The organism is Riemerella columbina (assembly GCF_030517065.1).
Classification (GTDB): Bacteria; Bacteroidota; Bacteroidia; order Flavobacteriales; family Weeksellaceae; genus Riemerella; species Riemerella columbina_A.
In genome coordinates this window covers 1,002,893-1,021,098 of the sequence record NZ_CP103950.1, presented here as the reverse complement: position 1 = coordinate 1,021,098, position 18,206 = coordinate 1,002,893, and the positions used below count along the sequence as shown (strand labels likewise).

The window sequence follows — 18,206 nt, the reverse complement described above, 5'->3', positions numbered from 1 at the left end:
GCTTTTTTTGTATTTTATTTTTTCTGTCTTAGGTGACTCCAAGTGTTCATCACAAAAGTGAACAAAATCCCTAATATAGCGGCGGAAATAGAGAATATAAATTTGGTATTTTCATCATCCATAATACCTAAACTCCAATCTATAGCATAGAGATTAAGCCCTATAAACAAGATGAAAAGAATTAAAAATATTTTATATATTGTCTTCATTTTTTATTAAATATTAAAGTTAATATAACTGGTTATCAATTGCGCAAAATTAGCGGTAAATAGTTTAATAGAAATAGCCAATAGAATAATTCCGAAGACTTTTTGAAAAATCATCAATGTAGCATCTCCTAATTTTCGTTCTAACCAATTTGCCGATTTTAGCACGACATAAATCACCAAAATATTAAATAAAATCCCCACTATAATATTGATTGGGTGGTACTCTGCACGCAAAGACAGCGTAGTGGTCAGCGTTCCTGCTCCTGCCACCAAAGGAAAGGCAATCGGTACGATGGAAGCGGCATTAACCTCTCCAGATTTGTGAATTTCTATGCCTAAAATCATCTCCAAAGCAATCACAAAAATCACCAATGCCCCTGCAATAGCAAAGGAATTGACATCCACTCCAATGAATTGCAACAACTTATCCCCAATAAAAAGAAACGAGATCATCAAAACGCCAGAAACAATAGCAGCTTTTTCTGATTCTATATGCCCAAAACGCTTTCTCAGCGAGACAATAATAGGGATAGAACCGATAATATCAATCACGGCAAATAGCACCATAAAACTGGTCATAGACTCCTTTAGAGAAAAATCTTCGATAAAATTCATTTTAATTTTTTTGCAAAAATAAGAATAAAAAATGATTATTCTATAATACGATTATGCAAGTTTATAATTTCGTAATACAACTGGTTTAGGCGCTCTTCATCTTTTACAGGTGCATATTTTTCCATTTCTATTTTAGACCACAGCGTGCGGTATTCATCTGCCAAAATATAGCCATAGCGCTTTTCTATCTCCGAAGCCAAATTAAAAGCCGTAGTATTCAGATAAGCTCTGGTTTTGGCTTGAATTTGATCAACTCCATCAAAAAATGCTGTATAATTTTGAGTCTCAAGCACTTCTTTTAATTGATGGTATTCCACTTCTAAATTTAAAGATGATGATGCCTCTGAAACTGGTGTCAAATTGGTTTTTAAGGCTTTCTTATTTTTTGATTTTCGCCACAAGATATAAGCCACAATGCACACCATCATTGATAAAAACAAGGCACCGAGCCAATAAGGCAGCCGACTTTTGACGGGTTGTTTTGGCGCTTTTGTGGTTGGTGTTTGCACCATATCCAACATTCTACTTGCGGTATTGTCAATCATTTTATCTATCGTATTATCAGGCTCATTTCCATTACTTTGAGGTTCGTTAGACACCTGAAAACTCAACGATTTTGTTGGCAATTCTTCATAAATTTCTTTCTTAGGATTGAAGAACGAAAAAGGCTCTAAATCCACTTGAATATCGCCTGTTTTTTTCGGAATGATGATATAATCTGCGGTTACCTCTCCCCTTAACCCATCGTGAGAAGGTCTAAAATCCTTGGTAATTTTAGGCGGAAACACCTTATAATTCGGGGTTTCTTTAATCTGCGGAAGTTGGATTTCACTCAAATTCCCTACGCCACGCAAGCGAACCGAAATATGCACAGGCTGGTTGAGCTGAAACAATCGATGCTCATCTAAAACTTTGGTTCTGAGCTTAAAATCGCCCACCGCATTTTTAAAGGATGACGGAGCTGGCGGTAGATTTTCTATCTTTAAATTGAGTTTTTTTGTGTTGAGGGTTTCCGTTTTTCCTGCATTAGAGACCTTTGCCGAGATTTCTGGAATTTCCACATTGCCTCCTTTTGAAGAAAACACCAAATAAACGCCCAAAACCTGAGATAGCGTCAGTTTGCCATCGTTTTGTTCTATCTCGTTTGAGGTTTTAGAAATTGGATAAAACTTAACGCCTTCCTCTTGCGGCAGCTTAACATCGGTCAATTTTTGAAAGTAATCTATATTTTTAGCATACGCCCGAAGCACCACCACCGTCGGTTGATTTTGGTAGACTTTTTTGAGTTTAGGCTGCAGCCGAAGCTGCACCTCATCTGTGATTTTGGCTTGCGCCTGCGGTTCTTTTCTCCCTTCTACAAAAATATCAAAAGGCTCGGTTTTATAGATTTTGCCATTGATGGTCACCAAGGCGCTCCCCATTTTGATTTTGCCCGCTTTTTTAGGGTAAAGCAAAACTTGGTACATCACTTGAGTCACGGCAATGTTTTTTGCAGGATCTATGAAAGTATTCCGTGTAGAACCATCATCAATAATATCAAATTTAGAAAAATCTGGCAGCTGCAATAAAGATTCTTGCACATATTCATTCCCGTTGATTTGGAGAAAAATGGTGAATTTAACCGCTTCGTTGGGCTTTATTTCTTTCGCATCGGTATCTGCATAAAAGGAGATTTGCCCATAAATGTTCATCGAGCAAAACCATAATAATATATGCCACCAATGTTTAATCATTACCAATCTTTGTCATTACTTTTGGGGCTAATATAACCATTTTTATTGAGAATGCGACGGGCAGTTTCTCGCTCCTTACTCTCCAAGCGTTGCAAAATGCGCTGTTCCTGCTCTTTGGAAATGCCTCTGTTGGGTGTAGGTTGCTTAGGGTCGTTATTTTGCGTGTCCTCACCCTCGCCTTTGCCTTGTTTTTGTTGATTTTCGCCTTGTGCCTGTTGGCTTTGCTTTTCGTTAGGCTCAGACTGATTTTGAGGATTGCCTTGTTGTGGTTGCTCCTTCTGATTTTGAGGATCTTGGCTCTGTTCTGAGTCTTGTTTTTGGTTTTTATTTTGAGAATTCTTCTCTTTTTGCTTCATTTTAGAAAGGGCATAATTCTTCCTAATATCCTCATTATAAGCATCTTGCTTAAGGGCTTTTTTGTAGAATTCTGCGGCTTGCTCGTAGTTTTTATTTTGCATTGCCACATTTCCTAAATTATAATACGCTGCCGCTTGATCTTGTGGATTTTTGCTTTTTGTTAAGGCTTTTTCATATTCCGCTTTGGCTTCGGGGTACATTTTTTTCTTATAAAAAGAATTGCCTAAATTATAATGTCCACCAAAATCATCTTTATTTTTTAAGGATTCTAAAAAATAATTGGCAGATTGGTCATAATCTTTTTTATCAAAAGACTGATTGCCCTTGTACATAAGCGTATTATAGTTGCTCTGCGCCGATGCAACAAAACACCCCAATACCAAATAAACACTAATGATAAGACTTCTAAACATTTACAGCTGCAAAAATAAAGATTTTAAATGTTAAAATCACGCTTAGGATTTGTTAAATAAATGATAAAAAATAAAACGAACGCCACCATTAAAAAATATTGATAATAATGCACCGCCGTTTGGGATTGTACCAGCGTGGTGCTCCCTTTCGCATTCTGATTAAGGGCTTTAATAATTTGATCTACAGCCTTTTCTGGTTCATTACCATCAATATAAATGCCGCCAGTACTGTTAGAAAGTTGGAGCAAAGCTTGGGTCTCTCGCTTAGAAATTACCGTTTCGCCCATTAAATCCATTTTGTAGCCCATCAACTGCCCATATACATATTCTGGAATGGGCGCTCCTTGTGCCGTGCCCACCCCTACGCTAATAATCTGAACGCCTTTCTTTTCGGCTTCTTTAATGGCGGAACCTTCGTTGCCCTCGTGGTCTTCCCCATCGCTGATGAGGACGATTTTCCCTGAGCTTGGCGCAAGGTTTTTAAACTTTTCCACCGCAACCTGCACACCCTTCTGAAAATCAGTACCTTGGTGTAGCATCACCGAAGTTTCTAAACCTGCCACAAAGCCCTCTGCTGCCGTATAATCTGTAGTTAGCGGCATTACCGATTGTGCATCTCCAGCAAAAACCACCAAGCCTACCCTATCATTTTTCATTCTTTGCATCGTAGAAATAACGATGTTTTTAGCTACCGAAAGCCTGTCGTTCCCCACATCTTGCGCATTCATAGAAGTGGATAAATCCACTAAAAACACCACATTGTTCATTTTTTGCTGAACTTTAACTTCTTCCTTGCCTCCCAGCACATCTACCATAGCTAAAATCAGAAATAATACCGCCAACAGATACATCACCGAAAATAGTTGGGTGTATCTTGGTTTGAGCGGGCTCAACAGCATTTCTTGAAACCTTTCCTCTGCGAAACGGCGGCGTGCTCGTATTTTCCACCGCACATAGCTAAACAGCCCATACCCCAGCGGCAACAAGAGTAACAGCAACAACAAATACCAGTAATTATCTAAATACCAACCCATTACTTCTTTTTAATTTTTAATTTAGAATCCTAAATAGCCGCCAACGTAACAGGGCATCAATTAAAATGAATACCAATGCCACCCAAAGCCATGGGCGAAAATGCTCTTCATAATTATAAATTTTGGATACCTTAATATTTGATTTTTCCAATTGATCTATTTCCTTATACACCGCCTCTAAACTTTGGTTAGAAGTTGCACGGAAGTACTTGCCACCCGTAATTTGCGCTATATCTTGCAGGGTGTATTCATCAATTTTGACAGGCTCTTCCGTGAAGACCAAATCGCCGAAAATATCTTGCCGTGTAGGCATCAGCGCAAACCCATTGCTCCCAATGCCAATGGTGTAGACTTTAATGCCATTATTTTTGGCTAATTCTGCGGCAACCTGCGGTGGCATCGCGTTTTCTATGGTATTCACGCCATCGGTCATCAAGATGATAATTTTACTTTTGGCTTTAGAATTTTTAAGGTGATTGACCGCCACAGCTAAGCCCTCGCCGATGTTGGTTCCGCCCTCTAAATCCATAGGGCTAAAATTTGCCAACTCCTCCACCGCTACGCGATGGTCGGAAGTTAAAGGCACCTTCATAAACGCCTCGCCAGAATACTCCACCAACCCTATTCTATCATTTTCTCTTTGCTCTATAAAAGTTTTGGCGATTTTCTTGAGCGCCGTCAATCGGTCGGGGCCCAAATCCTTCGCTAACATACTGAGCGACACATCAATAGATAGCACAATATCCACTCCCTTGGTTTCATCTCTATCCTGAGAAACGCTGTAAGTGCGTGGGCGTGCCATCGCGATAATCAGCGCCGAAAGGATGATATATTTAGAAATCTTCAGAAAAACCAACGCCATATTAAGGCGATTATTGGGTTTCATATGCTCGGTTGTGGGCACCAGCACAGTGTTTTTATTCTTTGCGCCTTTTTCCCTCAACAACAATGGAATAAAGCCCAAGAACAACAGAAAAAACCACGGGTTATGAAACTCAAAATTAAACATCTTTCCTTAGGTTTTCAAATTCTAAATCTTGATAAGAGCGCTTCACAAAATCGACAATGTCTTGGTAATCGGTTTCCATTAAATCTTGGTCTGGAATGGTTTTCGCAAACTTCACCAAATCACCGCGCAGAAACACCGCTTCCACGATTTGTTCATTTTCTTTTGCTATTTTGTTGTCTTTTTTCATTAGTGCAATTAAATCATCTGTGAGCAAAACTTCCGCAGGAATATGGTACTGCGCCTCTAAAAACGCTCTGGTAATGTCAATCAGCTCCACATAGAAGCTTCTATAATTGCCGTTTTGGATGTATTTTTTCTTTTTCAGTTGCTCCAAAGCCTTCAAGGTTTGGTTGGTTGGCGTTTTGGACTCCGCTATTTTTTTTCTTCCATATTTAATGAAAAAGTAAATCAGATAAGCCAATGCCAACGCTGCCAACACGCCTAAAACATAGATTTTATACAAATCCCAATAGTCTCGCCAGCCTAAATCTACCCTTTTATTATCCATAATATCAAGGAGTTGGTCATCTTTTTGAGCGGTATTAACCACCTCCACTTCATAAGGAATCGTAGTGTGGATTTTTCCGCCAATCTTAAACTCCAACGGCGGAATTTTAAAGTGTCCTTCTTCAAAAATGGCAAATTCTATCACCCGAGAATATTCATCAGAGTCTTGGCTGATTTCATCTTTAATCTCCTCAAAATGAAATGGTAACAACTCGTTTTTGGGTGCCGCTATCACATCTTTCCCTTCTAAATTACTGATTTTAATTTTGAGAACGGCGGGCTCTCCCAACGCTACTTTGGTTTTATTTAGCATAGAAGCCAAGGTCTGAGCTTGTCCCCAAATGCCAATCATCATCAAAAAGAAACTAATATAAATTTTTAACTTCATCTTACTTTTTCTGAAAATAATGGTACAGCACCGTGGCATAATCTGCCCCTGTAGGCAATGCAATAAAATGAGCCGAATTCCGCTGAAAACGCTCCTTTACGCTCTGTTGATGTTGCTTTTGTTCCTCCGTATATTGGTATCTAAAACGGGCATTAGAGGTATTGACCCAAATGGTTTGCCCAGTTTCCGCATCTTTAAAGTGTACATAGCCCACTTCTGGAATTTGCATATCTTTCTCATCAGCGATGCTAATACCCAACAATTGATGCTTTCTCGCCACTATGCTTAGCGTTTTCTCATTGATTTTATCATTAAAATCAGATAATAGAAATAAAAACGATTTCTTTTTAAAAACATTCATCACATATTCTAATGCAGCGCCCACATTGGTTTTGGCAGGTACATCGTCTGCGGACAAAATATGGCTGAGCAAAGTTAAAATATGCTTGCGCCCCTTTTGTGGCGGTATGGCGTGGTAAACCTGATCAGCAAATAAAATCAAACCGACTTTATCGTTATTTCCTGCCGCTGAAAACCCCAAACTTGCGCATATTTCTGCGGCGTATTCCTTTTTTAATGCGGTGTGTGTGCCATAATTCATCGAGGCGGAAATATCCACCAACAGAAGAATGGTCAGCTCCCGCTCCTCCTCCATTACCTTGATAAAAGGCTCTCGGAAACGCGCGGTTTTATTCCAATCTATACGCCGCACATCATCTCCAAACTGATACTGCCGCACCTCCGAAAATGCCATACCTTGCCCTTTTAAGGAACTATGATATTGCCCCATCAGAGCGGCTTCCGTCCTTTTCTTAGTGCGGATTTCTATCTGCCTTACTTTTTTGATAATGTCTTTAACTTCCATTGTTATTGAAAAACGAATTGAGTTTTAAGGCGCCTGCACACGCGCTAAAATGCGGTCTATCAGCTGGTCGGAAGTTACATTTTCTGCCTCTGCCTCAAAGCTTAAGCCTATTCTATGGCGGAGCACATCTGGCGCAATTTCCTTAACATCTTCAGGAATCACAAATGCCCTACCTTTAATAAACGCCAACGCCCGCGAGGCAATCGCCATACTGATAGAAGCCCGCGGCGATGCCCCAAAGCTGATATAATTTTTCAGTTCTGATAGCCCATACCGCTCTGGATAACGCGTAGCAAAAACCATATCCAAAATATATTTTTCTATTTTTTCATCAAGATAAATTTGATGGATCAGTGCCTTGCCCTCCATTACTTGCGCTAAGGAAACCACAGGCTTAACCTTCGGAATTTCGGAAGTGGAAACCATCCGCATCACCTTTCTTTCTTCCTCAAAATCAGGGTAATCAATGGTACATTTGAGCATAAAACGGTCGGTCTGTGCCTCTGGGAGTAGATAAGTCCCCTCTTGGTCTATGGGGTTTTGCGTTGCCATAACCAAAAAAGGACGCGGCATCTGCATGGTTTCATCACCTATGGTGACTTGCTTTTCTTGCATCACCTCTAACAATGCCGACTGCACTTTGGCTGGCGCACGGTTGATCTCATCTGCCAAGACAAAATTTGCAAATACAGGACCTTTTTTAATGCTAAAATCGTTGTCTTTAACATTATAAATCATCGTCCCAACCACATCGGCAGGTAGTAAATCAGGCGTAAACTGGATTCTGGAAAACTGCCCTTGTAGCGCTTCTGACAAGGTTTTTATCGCTAAAGTTTTTGCCAATCCTGGTACGCCTTCTAAAAGGATATGCCCATTCCCTAAAAGCCCGATGAGTAGGCGATCTATCATATAAGATTGCCCAATAATCACTTGGTTAATTTCCTCTTTTAAAAGTTTAAAATAGTGATTTTGAACTTGTACTTTTTCGTTTAGAATTCTTATTTCTTCCGCTTGATGTAATTCTGCCATTGTTCCTAAAAATATGGGGTAAAATTGCAATAAATCTCTGGGATTTTCAAAATAATTTTCGCTAAAATTCTGTTAAAGTTTGTTAAAGACATCTCCGATTAAAACATTCATTAGAGAATAAAGCTCTTTTTATGATAATCTGAAATTTTTTACACCATTATCCCCTTCACTTCGCTACTATATTTTCCATTCGGTATTCCTACGATAAAAAATTATAATTTATTTCAGATAAAATTGTCCGAAATAAAATTATGTTGTACCTTTGCCGTATCAATTCAGTGGATTTATGTTCTCCAAGGCGTGTAAATATGGGATTAAGGCAGCGGTGTTCATCGCAATAGAGTCGATGCAAAATCGGCGGGTAAAACTCCCTGATGTGGTAGAAAATATCGGTAGCCCCGAGGCATTTACCGCTAAAATTTTGAGCCAACTGACCAAAGCCAACATCATCCGCTCTGTCAAGGGGCCATATGGCGGTTTTGAGATTGAAAAAGAACGCCTTAACCAAATCAAAGTGAAAGCCATTGTAGAAGCCATTGATGGCAATATGCTGTTTTCGGCGTGCGGTATGGGCTTCCTCTCTTGCGGCGATGAGAACCCTTGTCCACTCCATTTTAAATATACCCAAGTGCGAAACGAAATCAATAAAATGCTGGATTCCACCACGCTTTTGGAAATGGCAACCGATGTTAAAAACCAGAAAACCAAACTCTTAATCTCATAGTTTTTTTTATTTTAATTTAAGATAAAATTATCCGAAATAAAATTTAAATCATTATCAAAAAAATAACTAATACAATGGACTTACAAAATCAACTCATTGGAGAGATTGTAGCAGAGGATTTCAGAACTGCTGCGGTCTTCAAAAAACACAAAATAGACTTCTGCTGTCGTGGTAGACGCACCATAGAAGCCGCTTGCAAAGACAAAAATATCTCGCCACAGCAGATTTATCACGAGCTGGAAAACCTCCCCTCTACCTCGGGTGGAGAGATCGATTTTAAGCATTTTCCGCTGGATTTATTGGTGGATTATATTGAAAAAATGCACCACCGCTATGTGGAAGAAAAAACGCCCATCATCCAAGCTTTTTTGGATAAACTTTGTAAAGTGCACGGCGAACGCCACCCTGAACTTTTTGAAGTCAAAGCTCAATTTGACCAATCGGCAAAGGATCTGGCAGCCCATCTGAAAAAAGAAGAATTGATCCTCTTCCCTTTCATTAAAAATTTGGTAAAAGCCAAATATATACATCAACCCGTGCCTACTGCCCAATTTGGAACGGTAGAAAATCCTGTTGATATGATGAAAGAAGAACACGATGTGGAGGGCGAACGCTTCCGAACCATTGCCCAACTCACCCACGATTATACTCCGCCAGCAGATGCGTGCAACACCTACCAAGTTACTTATGCAATGTTGCAAGAGTTTGAAAATGACCTACATAAGCATATCCACATCGAGAATAATATTTTGTTCCCGCAAGCCATCGCATTGGAAAAAGAACTCCGTCAATCCAGTTAAAAAGTTTAAAATTTTAATGACTTAAAAAAATACTTTATATGCAGAATTGGCTTTTTCATCTAAAATAACAGTGACAATTCCTATTATTAAAAAAAATTAAAAAACACTTAAAAATCAGATCATTATGACACCACGAAAACTTTGGCAATGGCTCGCCGCCGTGATTATCGGCTCCTTTGCCGTACTTATTTTCTTCGGAATAGAAATTTATAGAAATGTACCACCCATCCCAGACAAAATCATCTCTGAAGATGGCACTGTATTGGCGACTGGACAAGATATTAAAGACGGACAGAATGTTTGGCAATCCATTGGTGGTCAGACTGTTGGGAGTATTTGGGGACATGGTGCTTACATCGCTCCCGACTGGACGGCGGACTATCTCCACAGAGAAGCCACTTTGCTACTGAACGCTTTGGCGAAAAAAGATGGCAAGACCTATGCTCAACTCCCTGATGATGAGCAAGCCAGATACCAAGCTCTTCTGAAAAAAGAGATCAGAAAAAATACTTTTGATGAGGCTAAAAACGAAATTGTACTCAGCAAAGAACGAGCAATGGTACAGGAGGAATTGGCTCAATATTATCAAAAATTATTTATGAATGATGCCTCTCTGAACAAGCTTCGGGACAGCTATGCCATTCCTAAAAATACGATAAAAGACCCTGAGCGAATGCGGAAAATGAACGCTTTCTTTGCGTGGAGCACTTGGGTATGCAGCACCAATAGACCCAACGACGAGGTAACTTATACCAACAACTGGCCTCACGAACCGCTGATTGGCAACACACCACCGACTTCGTTGCACTTGTGGTCAGGATTTAGTGTGCTGTTGTTATTGGTCGGTGTGGCATTATTGGTTTTCTACCACGCCAAAAATAAAGAAGAAGAGCTGAACGAAAAATTACCGCTGGAAGATCCGCTTAGAAATATGAAACCAACGCCCTCTATGCGTGCCACCCTCAAATATGTGTGGGTCGTAGCATTACTGATTTTGGTGCAAATGTTGGCAGGCGTAATTACCGCTCACTATGGCGTGGAAGGTAGCGCGTTCTATGGCTTCCCGTTAGATGAATACTTGCCTCAATCGGTATCGAGAAGTTGGCATGTGCAGTTGGCTATTTTCTGGATTGCTACCTCTTGGCTCGCCACAGGACTGTATATCGCTCCTGCTGTTTCTGGACACGAACCTAAATATCAAGTTCTCGGTGTAAATGTGCTGTTTGGTGCTTTACTCATCGTAGTTTTGGGCTCCTTGGCAGGACAATGGTTTGGGGTGATGCAAAAATTAGGTTTGGTGGATAATTTCCTCTGGGGGCACCAAGGTTATGAATATGTGGAACTCGGTAGAATCTGGCAAATCTTACTCCTCGTGGGGCTTTTCTTATGGTTATTCCTAATGGTAAGAGCCTTGCTCCCAGCCCTTAAGAAAAAAGATGGCGATAGACATTTGTTGATTTTATTCACCCTTTCTGCAGTAGCCATCGCAATGTTTTATGGCGCTGGATTGATGTACGGCAGACAAACCCATATGGCTATCGCCGAATATTGGAGATGGTGGGTGGTACACCTTTGGGTAGAAGGCTTCTTTGAAGTATTTGCAACAGTCGTGGCAGCCTTTTTATTTACTCGATTGGGATTACTTCGCTTAAAATCAGCAACTACCGCCGTGCTTTTCTCCACAATAGTCTTCTTGGCAGGTGGTATTTTAGGAACTTTCCACCACTTGTATTTCAGTGCTACGCCTACTTCGGTATTGGCATTAGGTGCGACATTTAGTGCCTTGGAAATTGTTCCTTTGGTGCTCATCGGTATAGAGGCATATCAAAACTATCAAGTGAGCAAATCTACCCGATGGATACAAGCTTATAAATGGCCAATCTACTGTTTTATTGCGATGTGTTTTTGGAATTTCTTAGGTGCGGGTATCTTTGGGTTCGCCATCAATCCTCCTATTGCATTGTATTACCTCCAAGGGCTTAATACCACGGCGGTTCACGGTCACGCGGCTTTATTTGGGGTGTACGGAATTTTAGGTATCGGGCTGATGCTCTTTGTGTTGCGCGGGCTCTACCCTGACAGAAACTGGAACGATAAATTGATAGGCTGGGCTTTCTGGCTGACCAACATCGGTTTATTTGTGATGGTTACCGTGAGCATCTTACCTATCGGCATTATGCAATCTGCCGCCTCGATAAAAGAAGGCTATTGGTATGCCCGTTCGGCTGAGTTTATGCAAACCGATATTATGAATTTCTTACGCTGGATGCGTGTGCCTGGCGATATTTTATTGGCCTTAGGCGAAGTGCTTTTGGTAGCCTTCATCATCGGATTAAAAACCGGTTGGTCACTCAAAGACAAACGATAATCTGAATTTAAACAGATACAAAACAGCTTTATACTTTATTGTATAGGGCTGTTTTTTTTTGAAATAAAAGAGAAAATTAGAAAAAATATTAAGTACGAGAAATCAATTGAAGTAATTTCCTCCATCAACCCACTCTTTTTTCATAAAAAATCATTAAATTTGTGCCTATTTTTTCAGATGGAAAATTATATTTCTTATTTGCCGTATGCCTTTGTGCTGATTGTAGCGCTGCCTTTTTTAGTTTTATTGAGGCAGTGGGTGTATTTTTATATGCAGAGTAAGAATAAAGAGCTGAAACTCCTAAGTTTACAGAAAACACCAACCATTCCCACCCAAGCGTATGAGCGGATGGCCATCTTTTTGGAGCGTATAAAGCCAGCGTATTTAATTCAAAATTTTAATGATCATTTAGCGCCACACGAGTTTTTATACCTCACAGAAAAGAGCATCAACCAAGAGTTTGAATACAATATCTCTCAACAAATTTACATCAAAAAAGACCTCTGGGAAGCAATTGTAGAAGCTAAAAATAGCATTTTAAGTCAATTGAAAACCAGCTATGAACAGCTTCAAGACAAAGCGACATTAGAAGAATATAAAACGGTATTTCTGCTACAATATATAGAAAAACAAGACCTTATCACAGAAACTATTGATTTATTAAGAAAAGAAGTAACAAAAAATTAAAAATATAAAAACAATGATTCCAAAATTCAAAGCACACCCTTGGCACGGCATCTCGGCAGGCGAAAAAGCACCAGATGTGGTGACCGTTTATGTGGAAATTGTTCCATCTGACACCATTAAATACGAAGTGGACAAAGAAAGTGGTTACCTAAAAGTAGATAGACCGCAGAAGTTTTCTAACATTATCCCTGCGCTTTATGGCTTTGTGCCGCAAACTTATTGCGATGAAGAAGTGAAAAAACTCGCGATAGAAAGCGGCGCTACCGATGTTACTATGGGCGATCACGACCCGTTGGACATCTGCGTGCTCAGCTCTCACAACATCCACGCGGGTAATCTTTTGATGGATGCCATCCCTATCGGTGGGTTTAAAATGATTGACAAAGGCGAAGCTGATGATAAAATTATTGCAGTGATGGTGGGCGACCAAGCTTATGGGCATATGAAAGACATCTCTGACCTTCCAGAAGCTGAAGTACAAAGGCTAAAACACTACTTCCTCACTTATAAAAATCTACCTTACGAGCAAGCCTCTTGCAGAATTGATGAAACTTATGGTGCAGAACACGCCAAACAAGTGATTGAAGCTTCTCTAAAAGATTATAAAACCAACTACGGAGAAGAAAAATAAAAAAGAAACTGCCCAAAGAGGCAGTTTTTTTATGGATATTTTATAGCTATTAAAGAATTAATGCTGTTCGCTCAAGCGCTGCCTAACCGCTTCATAAAGGATAGCACCACACGCCACGGAAACATTGAGCGATTGCGTTTTTCCCAAAATAGGCAACTTAATTTTCTCATCCGAATGATGAAGCACTTCCTTAGAAATCCCTTTTTCCTCATTACCCATCACCAATGCCATTGGCACTTTAAAATCAACATCATAAATAAGTTTTTCGGCTTTCTCTGTAGCGCTAAATACCAGAACTCCAGACTGTTGTAAAAAACCTACGGTATGTGCCAAATTTTTCTCCTTACAGATTTTAACATTATATAATGCCCCTGCCGAAGTCTTAATAGCATCAGAATTGATAGGCGCCGCACCTTTTTCAGGGATGATAATCGCATCAACGCCAATGCACTCCGCCGTTCTCGCAATAGCACCGAAATTCCGCACATCGGTCAGTCTATCCAAAATGATTAAAAACGGAATCCTGCCCGCCTCAAAGACTTCTGGCAACACTGTTTCTATCTGATAAAACGGAATATCCGAGATAAAAGCCACCACACCTTGGTGATTTTTTCGGGTAAAGCGGTTGAGCTTTTCAATCGGTACATAATTAGGGCGAAGCTGATGTTTAGCAATCAGCACCTTTAATTCTGCATAGATAGGACCTTGCAAGCCATTTTGAAGGAAAATTTTATCGATGGTTTTTCCAGCCTCTAAGGCTTCTATCACTGGACGAAGTCCAAAAATAAAGTCTTCTTTTTTATCTTTTTTCTCGTAGCGAGGTTTTTGGGAATATGGTTTCATTCTGAGGTTTTAATCAATCATTAACGCGCGTTTTTGGGCTAAAATATAGCCATAATGCATACTTTCGTGGGCATTATTAAAGATAATGGCTTCTTTAATATTTTTTAAATCTAAACCAAAACTGGTGCTGTATGGCGTATAGTCTGAGAATAGCCCATCATCATAATCCTTCATCAGCACTTTGGAAGTTTCTGTCAGTAGAAAACTCAAATCTTCAATTTCGGACTCGGCAATATCAAAATTAGGCAGCGTTCCTTTCTTGTATTTTTCAATCCAGTAAGTATCTATTCTAAATGAATTTTTGCTAAGATAATAATGCAAAAGTTGCTGAGTAGCCACACAATGGGCTATATTCCAATAAATATTATTATTAAAACCATCTGGTATGGTCAGTAGATTTTCATAAGAGACTTCTCTTAGGACTTCTTGCAAATTTTTTCTAATCTGCAGATGTGCCACAAAATGATAATTCATATCCGAAAGGTCGTTTGGTTCAAAAAATCAAAATTAGTCTAATTCAGTGAGACTACCAAAGGTTTTAGCCTAAACTTCCCAAATTTCCCTTGCTCAATCCAGTAACAGCGCAGTCAACGCATCGCTGAGGAACGCGCCATCTTTGTGTTAAGATTTATATGCATACGGCGGTCATTTATATTTTTCTATTAACCTAAATTTCATTAAATTTGTACCTTAATTTTAAATAAAGCAATATCAATGGATATATTTGATAGAATAAAGCAAAATCCTGGGCCATTAGGGCAGTTTGCAGACTATGGCGAGGGCTATTTTGTATTTCCTAAATTGGAAGGTCCCATCGGTCCGAGAATGAAATTCCAAGGTAAAGAAGTGATTTTCTGGAGTGCCAATGATTATCTGGGGCTCTGCAACCACCCAGAAGTTAAAGAAACCGATGCCAAAGCTGCCGCAGAGTACGGAATGTTCTACCCTATGGGCGCTCGCGCGATGTCTGGAGAAACACCTTACCACCAACAATTAGAGCAAGAATTAGCCGATTTCGTTAGTAAAGAAGCCGCTTATTTGCTCAACTTTGGTTACCAAGGTATGGTGTCTATTATCGACGCTTTGGTTTCTAAAAATGATGTTATCGTTTATGATGTAGATTCTCACGCTTGTATTGTAGATGGTGTTCGCCTGCATATGGGCAAGAGATTTACTTTCCGCCATAACGATTTAGAAAGCGTGGAGAAAAACCTCCAAAGAGCCACCAAAGTTGCAGAAGAAACTGGTGGCGGTATCCTCCTCATTACAGAGGGCGTTTTCGGGATGCGTGGGCAACAAGGAAAACTCAAAGAAATTGCTGCGCTCAAGAAAAAATACAACTTCCGAATGCTTGTAGATGATGCCCACGGCTTCGGTACACTGGGAGCTACTGGCGCGGGTGCTGGCGAGGAACAAGGTTGCCAAGATGATATTGATGTTTATTTTTCTACCTTTGCGAAATCTATGGCAGGCTTTGGGGCTTTTGTGGCTGGGAACAAGGACATCATCCGTTATCTTAAATACAATATGCGTTCTCAAATCTTCGCTAAATCTCTCACAATGCCGATGGTTATTGGTGGTTTAAAGCGTTTAGAATTATTGAGAACCCGCCCTGAGATTAAAGCCAAGCTTTGGGAAAATGTCAATAAACTCCAAGGCGGACTTAAAGCCAAAGGCTTCAATTTAGGCGATACGAACACTTGTGTAACGCCAGTTTTCATTGAAGGAACGCCTGTGGAAGCCACATTATTAGTAAAAGACCTTCGTGAAAATTATGGTATCTTCACTTCGGTGGTGGTTTATCCTGTTATTCCTAAGGGAATGATTTTGTTGAGGCTTATCCCAACCGCTTCTCATACCGATGCTGAAATCAACGAGACCATTGCCGCATTTGAGGCGATTCACGATAAATTAGTGAAAGGTTATTACAAAGAACAAGAGCAAAAACTCTTAGCCGAGCAAGGTCTCTCTTTCAAACCGATTTAAAGTATCCTTCACTTTTAATATTATAAAAGACTATCCTAGAGCGTGGATGGTCTTTTTTTGTTTAAATTATTGATAACAAAGTCTCTCAATAAAAAAGCAATCCTAACCGAAAAGATTAGGATTGCTGGATATGATGATAAAAATAACTCTAAAAATATAGGTTTTATTCGCAGAGAATAATTCCTTTATCGTTATTGAATTCTATAACACCGCTTTTGATAGGCAATGCAAAAACAGAGCTTTTTTGTTCTGTCTCCTTAGAGAAATGCTTAGTGTACGGCTCTCCTATTTGGTTGGTGTATAGTTTCACCTTTCCGCCAGAGAGAGAAGATACAATAGCCGCGTGGTTTTTCATAATATGAAACTCCCCATTTTTCCCTGGTAGAAGCACAGACTCTACTTCTCCATCAAAAGCGACATATTCAGGTGTTAATATTTTTATTTTCATTTGGTTAGCTTTAGAAACTTAGACAAGCTAAGCGTTGATTATTTTATTTATTATCCGCAAGCATTTTTTCTCCAGCTTCTATGGCTTCCTCAATGGTACCTTTCAAGTTGAAAGCGGCTTCTGGCAAGTGGTCTAACTCACCATCAATAATCATATTAAATCCTTTTATGGTATCTTTAATATCTACTAAAGCCCCTGGAATACCTGTAAACTGTTCTGCCACATGGAACGGCTGAGACAAGAATCTCTGTACCTTTCTGGCACGGTAAACCACCAATTTATCTTCTTCAGAAAGTTCTTCCATACCAAGAATAGCGATGATGTCTTGGAGCGCTTTATATCTTTGTAAGATTTCCTTAACGCGCTGCGCACAGTTATAGTGCTCTTCGCCAATGATTTCTGGAGCCAAAATTCTCGATGTAGAATCTAATGGGTCTACCGCTGGATAAATCCCCAAAGAAGCAATTTTACGAGACAATACCGTTGTAGCATCTAAGTGGGCAAATGTTGTCGCTGGCGCTGGGTCGGTCAAGTCATCGGCAGGTACATATACCGCTTGTACAGAGGTAATGGAACCGTTTTTAGTAGAGGTAATACGCTCTTGCATCGCTCCCATCTCTGATGCCAAAGTAGGCTGATAACCTACCGCAGATGGCATACGCCCAAGAAGTGCAGACACCTCTGAACCCGCCTGTGTAAAACGGAAAATGTTATCTACGAAGAAAAGTACATCTCTACCTTGTCCGCTCTCACCACCATCACGGTAATATTCCGCTAAAGTTAATCCAGAAAGGGCAACTCTTGCTCTTGCACCTGGTGGCTCATTCATCTGTCCGAAAACGAAAGCCGCTTTAGACTCTTTCATCAGCTCTGTATCTACTTTAGAAAGATCCCAACCGCCTTCTTCCATAGAGTGCATAAACTCATCACCATATTTGATAATGCCAGACTCTAACATCTCTCTTAGAAGGTCGTTCCCCTCACGGGTTCTCTCTCCTACTCCTGCGAATACCGAAAGACCACCGTGGCCTTTGGCGATGTTGTTAATCAATTCCTGAATCAATACTGTTTTTCCTACACCAGCACCACCGAAGAGACCGATTTTCCCCCCTTTTGCATAAGGCTCAATGAGGTCAATTACTTTAATCCCTGTGTAGAGTACTTCTGCAGAGGTAGAAAGTTGGTCAAATTTAGGCGCTTCTCTGTGGATTGGCAAACCGCCTTCCTTAGATAATTCTGCAAGTCCATCAATAGCATCTCCTACCACATTGAAAAGTCTGCCATTAACCCCATCACCGATAGGCATTGTAATCTGGCGACCTTGACCTACTACTTCCTGCCCTCTCTGAAGCCCATCTGTAGCATCCATAGCGATACATCTTACCATATCTTCGCCAATATGCTGCTCTACCTCTAATACGAGTTTTTCACCGTTTTGTTTTGTAATTTCCAGTGCATCATAGATTTTTGGAAGGTCTTCCACTTCGCTGAAAACCACATCTATTACTGGACCAATAATCTGAGAAATTTTTCCTTTAATTTGGTTTGCCATTTCTATTT

Annotated in this window: 19 protein-coding genes; 6 read left to right on the top strand and 13 right to left on the bottom strand. The window is 40.1% G+C overall.

What is annotated here, in order from left to right; translation table 11 throughout:
• Positions 1–14: 14 nt before the first annotated feature.
• Genes NYR17_RS04925 through NYR17_RS04885 form a run of 9 tightly spaced genes read right to left on the bottom strand, consistent with a single transcriptional unit; the run spans position 15 to position 8,159 of the window.
• A complete protein-coding gene (locus NYR17_RS04925; protein ID WP_302506951.1) occupies positions 15–209 on the bottom strand; it encodes a hypothetical protein in 195 nt (64 codons plus the stop codon).
• Between the two features lie 6 nt (positions 210–215).
• Positions 216–824: a MarC family protein gene (locus tag NYR17_RS04920; RefSeq protein WP_302506949.1), complete on the bottom strand. Its 609-nt coding sequence runs from the start codon at positions 822–824 to the stop codon at positions 216–218.
• A 35-nt stretch (positions 825–859) separates the two neighbouring features.
• Positions 860–2,557 (bottom strand): BatD family protein, encoded by a 1,698-nt coding sequence (locus NYR17_RS04915; RefSeq protein ID WP_302506947.1) that lies wholly within the window; start codon positions 2,555–2,557, stop codon positions 860–862.
• Positions 2,557–3,327, bottom strand: a complete 771-nt coding sequence (locus NYR17_RS04910) for a tetratricopeptide repeat protein (RefSeq protein WP_302506946.1) — start codon at positions 3,325–3,327, stop codon at positions 2,557–2,559. The genes NYR17_RS04915 and NYR17_RS04910 overlap by 1 nt, the downstream gene beginning before the upstream one ends.
• Before the next feature lie 23 nt (positions 3,328–3,350).
• Positions 3,351–4,361, bottom strand: a complete 1,011-nt coding sequence (locus NYR17_RS04905; RefSeq protein ID WP_302506945.1) for a vWA domain-containing protein — start codon at positions 4,359–4,361, stop codon at positions 3,351–3,353.
• Positions 4,362–4,377: 16 nt separating this feature from the next.
• Complete coding sequence (locus tag NYR17_RS04900; RefSeq protein WP_302506943.1) at positions 4,378–5,370, bottom strand: VWA domain-containing protein; 993 nt, start codon at positions 5,368–5,370, stop codon at positions 4,378–4,380.
• The gene (locus tag NYR17_RS04895) at positions 5,363–6,265 is read right to left on the bottom strand and encodes a BatD family protein (RefSeq protein WP_302506942.1); all 903 of its coding nucleotides are present in this window, start codon (positions 6,263–6,265) and stop codon (positions 5,363–5,365) included. The genes NYR17_RS04900 and NYR17_RS04895 overlap by 8 nt, the downstream gene beginning before the upstream one ends.
• Position 6,266: 1 nt before the next feature.
• On the bottom strand, positions 6,267–7,130 hold the full coding sequence (locus NYR17_RS04890; RefSeq protein ID WP_302506941.1) for a DUF58 domain-containing protein: 864 nt from the start codon (positions 7,128–7,130) through the stop codon (positions 6,267–6,269).
• A gap of 24 nt (positions 7,131–7,154) precedes the next feature.
• The gene (locus tag NYR17_RS04885) at positions 7,155–8,159 is read right to left on the bottom strand and encodes an AAA family ATPase (RefSeq protein ID WP_302506939.1); all 1,005 of its coding nucleotides are present in this window, start codon (positions 8,157–8,159) and stop codon (positions 7,155–7,157) included.
• Positions 8,160–8,445: 286 nt separating this feature from the next.
• Here NYR17_RS04885 and NYR17_RS04880 point away from each other — a divergent pair, with 286 nt between their 5' ends.
• From NYR17_RS04880 to NYR17_RS04860, 5 genes are all read left to right on the top strand, one after another.
• Positions 8,446–8,883, top strand: coding sequence for an RrF2 family transcriptional regulator (locus tag NYR17_RS04880; protein WP_018676395.1), 438 nt, complete (start codon positions 8,446–8,448; stop codon positions 8,881–8,883).
• A 74-nt stretch (positions 8,884–8,957) separates the two neighbouring features.
• The gene (ric, locus tag NYR17_RS04875) at positions 8,958–9,683 is read left to right on the top strand and encodes an iron-sulfur cluster repair di-iron protein (RefSeq protein ID WP_302506937.1); all 726 of its coding nucleotides are present in this window, start codon (positions 8,958–8,960) and stop codon (positions 9,681–9,683) included.
• Between the two features lie 124 nt (positions 9,684–9,807).
• Complete coding sequence (locus NYR17_RS04870; protein ID WP_302506935.1) at positions 9,808–12,051, top strand: nitric-oxide reductase large subunit; 2,244 nt, start codon at positions 9,808–9,810, stop codon at positions 12,049–12,051.
• Positions 12,052–12,228: 177 nt separating this feature from the next.
• Positions 12,229–12,738 (top strand): hypothetical protein, encoded by a 510-nt coding sequence (locus tag NYR17_RS04865; protein ID WP_302506934.1) that lies wholly within the window; start codon positions 12,229–12,231, stop codon positions 12,736–12,738.
• Positions 12,739–12,751: 13 nt separating this feature from the next.
• Positions 12,752–13,369 carry an inorganic pyrophosphatase gene (locus NYR17_RS04860; protein ID WP_302506932.1) on the top strand — a complete coding sequence of 206 codons (618 nt, stop codon included), beginning with the start codon at positions 12,752–12,754 and terminating at the stop codon, positions 13,367–13,369.
• A gap of 57 nt (positions 13,370–13,426) precedes the next feature.
• Here the strand turns inward: NYR17_RS04860 and rlmB are convergent, their stop codons facing one another.
• Positions 13,427–14,212 (bottom strand): 23S rRNA (guanosine(2251)-2'-O)-methyltransferase RlmB, encoded by a 786-nt coding sequence (gene rlmB / locus NYR17_RS04855; RefSeq protein ID WP_302506931.1) that lies wholly within the window; start codon positions 14,210–14,212, stop codon positions 13,427–13,429.
• A 9-nt stretch (positions 14,213–14,221) separates the two neighbouring features.
• Positions 14,222–14,686, bottom strand: coding sequence for a DinB family protein (locus NYR17_RS04850; RefSeq protein ID WP_302506930.1), 465 nt, complete (start codon positions 14,684–14,686; stop codon positions 14,222–14,224).
• Positions 14,687–14,926: 240 nt separating this feature from the next.
• Between NYR17_RS04850 and NYR17_RS04845 the strand changes: the two genes are divergently transcribed.
• On the top strand, positions 14,927–16,198 hold the full coding sequence (locus NYR17_RS04845; RefSeq protein ID WP_302506928.1) for an aminotransferase class I/II-fold pyridoxal phosphate-dependent enzyme: 1,272 nt from the start codon (positions 14,927–14,929) through the stop codon (positions 16,196–16,198).
• 163 nt (positions 16,199–16,361) lie between these two features.
• Here the strand turns inward: NYR17_RS04845 and NYR17_RS04840 are convergent, their stop codons facing one another.
• Together NYR17_RS04840 and atpD are read right to left on the bottom strand one after the other, a co-directional pair.
• On the bottom strand, positions 16,362–16,646 hold the full coding sequence (locus NYR17_RS04840; protein ID WP_302506927.1) for a FoF1 ATP synthase subunit delta/epsilon: 285 nt from the start codon (positions 16,644–16,646) through the stop codon (positions 16,362–16,364).
• 43 nt (positions 16,647–16,689) lie between these two features.
• Entirely contained in the window at positions 16,690–18,198 is a 1,509-nt protein-coding gene (gene atpD / locus NYR17_RS04835) for a F0F1 ATP synthase subunit beta (protein WP_302506926.1), read from the bottom strand.
• Between the last annotated feature and the right edge of the window lie 8 nt (positions 18,199–18,206).

Coding starts and splice junctions, on each gene's coding strand:
- ric (WP_302506937.1), top strand. CDS start 8,958: ATGGACTTACAAAATCAACTCATTGGAGAGATTGTAGCAGAGGATTTC.
- NYR17_RS04920 (WP_302506949.1), bottom strand. CDS start 824: ATGAATTTTATCGAAGATTTTTCTCTAAAGGAGTCTATGACCAGTTTT.
- NYR17_RS04880 (WP_018676395.1), top strand. CDS start 8,446: ATGTTCTCCAAGGCGTGTAAATATGGGATTAAGGCAGCGGTGTTCATC.
- NYR17_RS04850 (WP_302506930.1), bottom strand. CDS start 14,686: ATGAATTATCATTTTGTGGCACATCTGCAGATTAGAAAAAATTTGCAA.
- NYR17_RS04910 (WP_302506946.1), bottom strand. CDS start 3,327: ATGTTTAGAAGTCTTATCATTAGTGTTTATTTGGTATTGGGGTGTTTT.
- NYR17_RS04885 (WP_302506939.1), bottom strand. CDS start 8,159: ATGGCAGAATTACATCAAGCGGAAGAAATAAGAATTCTAAACGAAAAA.
- NYR17_RS04845 (WP_302506928.1), top strand. CDS start 14,927: ATGGATATATTTGATAGAATAAAGCAAAATCCTGGGCCATTAGGGCAG.
- NYR17_RS04915 (WP_302506947.1), bottom strand. CDS start 2,557: ATGATTAAACATTGGTGGCATATATTATTATGGTTTTGCTCGATGAAC.
- NYR17_RS04900 (WP_302506943.1), bottom strand. CDS start 5,370: ATGTTTAATTTTGAGTTTCATAACCCGTGGTTTTTTCTGTTGTTCTTG.
- NYR17_RS04865 (WP_302506934.1), top strand. CDS start 12,229: ATGGAAAATTATATTTCTTATTTGCCGTATGCCTTTGTGCTGATTGTA.
- NYR17_RS04860 (WP_302506932.1), top strand. CDS start 12,752: ATGATTCCAAAATTCAAAGCACACCCTTGGCACGGCATCTCGGCAGGC.
- NYR17_RS04870 (WP_302506935.1), top strand. CDS start 9,808: ATGACACCACGAAAACTTTGGCAATGGCTCGCCGCCGTGATTATCGGC.
- NYR17_RS04925 (WP_302506951.1), bottom strand. CDS start 209: ATGAAGACAATATATAAAATATTTTTAATTCTTTTCATCTTGTTTATA.
- NYR17_RS04890 (WP_302506941.1), bottom strand. CDS start 7,130: ATGGAAGTTAAAGACATTATCAAAAAAGTAAGGCAGATAGAAATCCGC.
- rlmB (WP_302506931.1), bottom strand. CDS start 14,212: ATGAAACCATATTCCCAAAAACCTCGCTACGAGAAAAAAGATAAAAAA.
- NYR17_RS04840 (WP_302506927.1), bottom strand. CDS start 16,646: ATGAAAATAAAAATATTAACACCTGAATATGTCGCTTTTGATGGAGAA.
- NYR17_RS04895 (WP_302506942.1), bottom strand. CDS start 6,265: ATGAAGTTAAAAATTTATATTAGTTTCTTTTTGATGATGATTGGCATT.
- atpD (WP_302506926.1), bottom strand. CDS start 18,198: ATGGCAAACCAAATTAAAGGAAAAATTTCTCAGATTATTGGTCCAGTA.
- NYR17_RS04905 (WP_302506945.1), bottom strand. CDS start 4,361: ATGGGTTGGTATTTAGATAATTACTGGTATTTGTTGTTGCTGTTACTC.